This window comes from Rhodoblastus sp., from assembly GCF_041915505.1.
In the GTDB taxonomy this organism is placed as follows: domain Bacteria; phylum Pseudomonadota; class Alphaproteobacteria; order Rhizobiales; family Beijerinckiaceae; genus Rhodoblastus.
This window is the reverse complement of record NZ_JAYSBG010000273.1, coordinates 1-4,819: the sequence shown is the minus strand read 5'-3', so window position 1 is coordinate 4,819 and position 4,819 is coordinate 1. Positions and strand designations below refer to the sequence as shown.

At 67.4% G+C, this 4,819-nt stretch carries 7 protein-coding genes and 1 pseudogene; 3 read left to right on the top strand and 5 right to left on the bottom strand.

Annotated features, from left to right (window positions below):
* Positions 1 to 414 (top strand): MarR family winged helix-turn-helix transcriptional regulator (locus tag ACE3S9_RS14920; RefSeq protein WP_374547270.1); only part of this gene is annotated, 414 nt, incomplete at its 5' end.
* On the opposite strand, the gene ACE3S9_RS14915 is transcribed toward ACE3S9_RS14920, so the two are convergent.
* Together ACE3S9_RS14915 and ACE3S9_RS14910 are read right to left on the bottom strand one after the other, a co-directional pair.
* The gene (locus ACE3S9_RS14915; protein ID WP_374547269.1) at positions 409 to 834 is read right to left on the bottom strand and encodes an EVE domain-containing protein; all 426 of its coding nucleotides are present in this window, start codon (positions 832 to 834) and stop codon (positions 409 to 411) included. The genes ACE3S9_RS14920 and ACE3S9_RS14915 overlap by 6 nt on opposite strands.
* Entirely contained in the window at positions 831 to 1,118 is a 288-nt protein-coding gene (locus ACE3S9_RS14910; RefSeq protein WP_374547268.1) for a YciI family protein, read from the bottom strand. Before ACE3S9_RS14910 ends, ACE3S9_RS14915 begins: the two co-directional genes overlap by 4 nt.
* 201 nt (positions 1,119 to 1,319) lie before the next feature.
* Here ACE3S9_RS14910 and ACE3S9_RS14905 point away from each other — a divergent pair, with 201 nt between their 5' ends.
* Entirely contained in the window at positions 1,320 to 1,733 is a 414-nt protein-coding gene (locus ACE3S9_RS14905; RefSeq protein ID WP_374547267.1) for a DUF3597 domain-containing protein, read from the top strand.
* A 72-nt stretch (positions 1,734 to 1,805) separates the two neighbouring features.
* Here ACE3S9_RS14905 and ACE3S9_RS14900 read toward each other — a convergent pair whose 3' ends face one another.
* From ACE3S9_RS14900 to tsaD, 3 genes are read right to left on the bottom strand one after another with little or no spacing between them, the layout of a single operon-like run.
* Positions 1,806 to 2,798, bottom strand: coding sequence for an NAD(P)H-dependent glycerol-3-phosphate dehydrogenase (locus ACE3S9_RS14900; protein WP_374547266.1), 993 nt, complete (start codon positions 2,796 to 2,798; stop codon positions 1,806 to 1,808).
* Positions 2,795 to 3,355: a phospholipase D-like domain-containing protein gene (locus ACE3S9_RS14895; RefSeq protein ID WP_374547265.1), complete on the bottom strand. Its 561-nt coding sequence runs from the start codon at positions 3,353 to 3,355 to the stop codon at positions 2,795 to 2,797. The genes ACE3S9_RS14900 and ACE3S9_RS14895 overlap by 4 nt, the downstream gene beginning before the upstream one ends.
* A 25-nt stretch (positions 3,356 to 3,380) precedes the next feature.
* Positions 3,381 to 4,451 (bottom strand): tRNA (adenosine(37)-N6)-threonylcarbamoyltransferase complex transferase subunit TsaD, encoded by a 1,071-nt coding sequence (gene tsaD, locus ACE3S9_RS14890; RefSeq protein ID WP_374547264.1) that lies wholly within the window; start codon positions 4,449 to 4,451, stop codon positions 3,381 to 3,383.
* A gap of 144 nt (positions 4,452 to 4,595) precedes the next feature.
* Here tsaD and ACE3S9_RS14885 point away from each other — a divergent pair.
* A pseudogene (locus tag ACE3S9_RS14885) lies at positions 4,596 to 4,819 on the top strand (hydroxymethylbilane synthase); the annotation flags it as partial.

The window sequence follows — 4,819 nt, the reverse complement described above, 5'->3', positions numbered from 1 at the left end:
GCCGGGGCGCAAAGGCTGGCCGAGGAACGGCTGCTCGCCGATCTTGGCGTGACGCCGCCGCAGCTCAACGCCTTGACGCTGATCGGCGCCGCGCCGGGCCTGCTGGCGGCCGATCTGGCGCGCAAGGCCAAGCTGACGCCGCAGACCATCTCGCTGATCGTCGCCAATCTGCGCCGCGCCGGCCTGATTCGCGAAGAGGACGGCGCCGTTTCCGCCGGGTCGCGCGCCCGGCCGCTGGTCGTCACGCCGGAAGGCGAAAAGATCCTGCGGATCGGGCGGGAGCGCAGCGAGGCCGCCAGCGCCAAACTCGTCGAGGGCATGCGCTCGAAGCGGGAAAAGGCCTTGCGCCGCTGGCTCGCCGCCATAGCCGCAGGACTGCCGCTGCCCGGCGCGCTCGACACGGATGATTTATAAGCCGCCGAGCGCGCAAATCTCCCGCCAATGCTCGGGCGACACCGGCTGGACCGACAGGCGGCTCATTTTCAGCAAGGCCATGTCGGCGAAACGCGGATCCGCCTTGATCTCCGCCAGCGTCACCGGCCGTTTGAGCGGCTTGACCGCGCGCACGTCGACCATGCCGAACTTGCCGCTGGCGTCGGTCGGATCGGGATGGAAGGTCTTGATGATTTCGACAATGCCGACGATCTCCTTGCCGACATTGGAATGATAGAAAAAGGCGCGGTCGCCGCGCTTCATCGCCATCAATTGCTGCTTGGCGAGATGGTTGCGCACGCCGGTCCAGCCGGTTCCCTCGGCGCCGGCGGCGACCATCTGGTCCCACGACCAGGCGTCGGGCTCGCTTTTGACGAGCCAAAAAGCCTTGTCGCCGCTCATGACAGCGAGACGCCCAGAACGGGCCGGTAGGCGCGCAGATCGACCGAGGCGAACAGTCCGGCCTTGGCATAGGGGTCGCGGGCCAGGAAGGCGCGCGCGGCGGCTTCGTCAGGCAGGTCGAGAATCAGCATCGAGCCGACCGGCTGGCCCGCCGAATCGAGGAAGGGGCCGCCGAGTCTCACGATTTCCGGGCTTTCGCCGAGAAAAGCGAGATGGTCGGCGCGACTCGCGAGGCGGGTTTCGAGCGCATTCGGCTTGTCCAGACAGATGGCGACAAAATGCATGGGTTCGTTCCGGGCTTGAGGAGGCGTGAGGGGTTTTCGCGTGGAATCGTCGCATGGGAGGGGCGGGCGTTTCAACCTCTGGCCGCGCGTCACGTGACGGATGGCCGTGTTGTAACCGTCGCAACTTCGTCCTAGCCTGCGCCCGTTTTCGGCGGCCGATCAAGGCGTCGCGGACGCTGTGGACTTTGATGGAGGCTTTTCATGAGCATTTTCAGCGCCATTCTCGGCAAGATCTTCGGCACGACCCCGGCCAAGGCCGACCCGGCCGCTCCGGCTCCCGCCGCGCCGGCTTCGACTCCGGCCGCCGCGCCGGCCCCTGACGCGCCCGCGACCGTCCCGGTCGATGTCGCGGCCAAGGTCGATATCGCCGCCGTTCTCGACGATTTGAACGAGAAGAACCCCGAAACCCTCGACTGGCGCGTGTCCATCGTCGACCTGCTCAAGGTTCTCGGCCTCGATTCCAGCCTCGCCGCCCGCAAGGAACTGGCGGCCGAGCTGAAATATACCGGCGACACCCATGACACGGCCTCGATGAACATCTGGCTGCACAAGAAGGTGATCGACCTCGTCGCCGCCAATGGCGGCAAAGTGCCGGCCGATCTGCTGAAGAAATAAGACTTTTCGATCCTGACGCCCGTCGCGCGACGGGCGTCAGTTTTCCGCCAACAGCCCGCCGGCAGGCGGGCGTCAGCCTTCGGCTTTGAACGGCCGGCTCATCAGGGCCTCGATGGCGGCGCCGACCTCGATGCGGTTTTCGAGGATCGCCGTCACGGCTTCGGCGATCGGCATTTCCACGCCGAGGGCGCGCGCCTTTTCGGTGAGAATGCGCGCCGTCAGCGCGCCTTCGGTCAATTTGCCATGACCCGCCGTCTGCGGCTTTTCGCCGCGTCCGAGCGCGAAGCCGAGCGCATAATTGCGCGATTGTGGCGAGGAGCAGGTCAAGGCGAGATCGCCGAGGCCCGACAGGCCCATGATCGTCTCGGGCCGCGCGCCTTGCGCCGTCGCGAACCGCATCAGTTCGGCAAAGCCGCGCGCGAGCAAGGCGGCATGGGCGCTGGCGCCGAGGCCGCGCCCCAGGGTCACTCCGCAGGCGATGGCTAGCACATTTTTCGCCGCGCCGCCGATCTCGACCCCGACCAGATCGCTCGACCGGTAAAGCCGGAAATGCGGCGCCGCCAGCCGCGAGCACAGGATTTCAGCCAGTTCGATGCGTTCCGCCGCGACCGTCACGGCGGTCGGCAGGCCGCGCGCCAGATCGGCGGCGAAGCTCGGCCCGGATAGAGCGGCGGCCGGCTGGCCCGGCAGCACCTGCGCCAGCACCTCGCGCATATAGAAGCCGGTGTGCTGTTCGATGCCCTTGGCGCAATTCACCACCGCCGCGTCCGGCCGCAAATGGCCGCGCATCCTTTCGGCCGTCGCGCGATAAGTCTGCGCGGGCACAACGGCCAGCACATGGTCGGCTTCCGCCACGCAGGCGATGTCCGCTGTGGGCTCGATCTGGGCCGCGAGCGCGACGCCGGGCAAGCGCTTCTCATTGCGCCGGGTTTGCCGCATGGCCTCGACATGGGCGGGGTCATGCGCCCAGAGCCAGACGCGGGCATGCGACGGCGCCGCCATATTGGCCAAAGCCGTGCCCCAGGCGCCGGCGCCGAGCACCGCGAGCGTCGCCGTCTTGCTCATCGCGCCGCCTCCCTGTTGTCGCGCCGGGCCCAGAGCTTTTCGAACTGGCGCGTGAACATCTCCGCCGCCTGCGGGCTGTCGAGAATGACGATGTCATTGTCCTGGCGGGTTTCGCCCGACCAGGAAAAATTGGTCGAGCCGGTGCGCAGCCAGCGCCCGTCCACGGCATAGGCCTTCAAATGCATCATGTCGTTCTGTTCCGCCTTGATCCTGGCGCTGACATTGGGCTGGTTGACGAGGGCGAGCACATTGTCATTGGACCCCCCGATGCGCCGGAACTGCTCCGGGTCGCAATAGAGCCGCACGCGCACGCCCCGGCTCGCCGCCGCCGACAAAGCCTCGATCACCCTTTGGTCGCTCAGCACATAGGCCGCCATGTCGATGGTCTTCCGCGCCTGGCCGATCAGTTCCGGGTCGAGCGTCTCGAATCCTGGCGCCGGCCCGAAAGCCACCCGCACCGGCGCCGAAATGGGCGTCTGCGGCTGCAGGAAGGGTTTGGGGACCTCGATCGCCACAACGAAAGCGGCAGCCAGCAGGACATATTTGAGCGCGCGCAAAAAAACCTCTCGGGCGGGACGATCTTCAGGCCTTGCCGTGCCAGCGGGGGTCCTGGCGCGCGTCGAGCGGCCAGCGCGGGCGCGCGGCGAAATCCATGCCGTCGGAAAGGCCGAGCCGGAACCGCTCCAGACCGGCCCAGGCGATCATGGCGCCATTGTCGGAGCACAGCCCCGGCGGCGGCAAAGCCAGCTTGAGGCCGGCCTCGGCGCAGAGCCGGCCCAAAGCGCGGCGAATCGCGCCATTGGCGGCGACGCCGCCCGCCGCGACCAGGGCGGTCGGCGGCTTGGGCGCGTCGGCGAGCAGGCGCAAGGCGGCGCGGCAGCGATCGACCAGCACATCGACGGCGGCGGCCTGGAACGAGGCGCACAGATCAGCCACATCGGTATTGGTGAGCGGCGCGATGCGCTCGGCCTCCTGCCGCACGGCGGTCTTGAGCCCGGAAAAGGAGAAATCCGGATTGCGCCGCCCGGTCATCGGACGCGGGAAATCGAATCGCGCCGGATCGCCGCCGAGCGCCGCCTGTTCGACGCGCGGGCCGCCGGGATAGGGCAGGCCGAGCAGTTTGGCCGCCTTGTCGAACGCCTCGCCCACCGCATCGTCCACCGTCGAGCCGAGCCTTTGATAATCGCCGACGCCATTGACCGCGACGAGCTGGCTGTGGCCGCCGGAAACCAGCAGGAGCAGATAGGGAAAGTCGATATTGTCGGTCAGGCGCGGGGTCAAAGCATGGGCTTCGAGATGGTTGACCGCGACGAAGGGCTTGCCGGCGGCGAGCGCGATGGCCTTGCCCATGGTCAGGCCGACCATGACGCCGCCGATCAGCCCCGGCCCGCCGGCGGCGGCGATCGCGTCAATATCCTCGATCGCGCAATCCGCCTCGGCCAAAGCTTTTCGAATCAGCGGGTCGAGCGCCTCGACATGGGCGCGGGCGGCGATTTCCGGCACCACGCCGCCATAGGCGGCATGTTCCGCGATCTGACTCAGCACGGCATTGGACAAGATCTTGCCCCGGCCCATCGAATCGGCCTCGACCACGGCCGCCGCCGTCTCGTCGCAGGTGCTTTCCAGTCCCAGAACCCGCAGGCTGGCCCACATGGATCGTCTCTCCAGGTTTCGTGCCGGGTGTCGTGCGGGGTTTTTCCCCGCCGCGCTTTCTTCGCGCCGCGCTTTTTCCTATAGTCCGCCGCCCGAAGGTTTGAAAACGCCCTAAAACCAAAAACACCGCTTGGAGCTGAAATTTTGGCGCCCTGGATAAAGATCGGCACGCGCGGCAGTCCGCTGGCGCTGGCCCAGGCCTATGAAACCCGCCGCCGGCTGTCGCTCGCCCATGGCGTGCCGGAAGAACATTGCGAAATCACCGTCATCAAGACCAGCGGCGATTTGATCCAGGACCGTCCGCTCAGCGAGGTCGGGGGCAAGGGCCTGTTCACGAAAGAGCTGGATCAGGCCCAGCTCGACGGCGC

Excerpts from the sequence above, each read along its gene's own strand:
- tsaD (WP_374547264.1), bottom strand. The coding sequence starts at position 4,451 with ATGTGGGCCAGCCTGCGGGTTCTGGGACTGGAAAGCACCTGCGACGAG.
- ACE3S9_RS14900 (WP_374547266.1), bottom strand. The coding sequence starts at position 2,798 with ATGAGCAAGACGGCGACGCTCGCGGTGCTCGGCGCCGGCGCCTGGGGC.
- ACE3S9_RS14905 (WP_374547267.1), top strand. The coding sequence starts at position 1,320 with ATGAGCATTTTCAGCGCCATTCTCGGCAAGATCTTCGGCACGACCCCG.
- ACE3S9_RS14910 (WP_374547268.1), bottom strand. The coding sequence starts at position 1,118 with ATGCATTTTGTCGCCATCTGTCTGGACAAGCCGAATGCGCTCGAAACC.
- ACE3S9_RS14915 (WP_374547269.1), bottom strand. The coding sequence starts at position 834 with ATGAGCGGCGACAAGGCTTTTTGGCTCGTCAAAAGCGAGCCCGACGCC.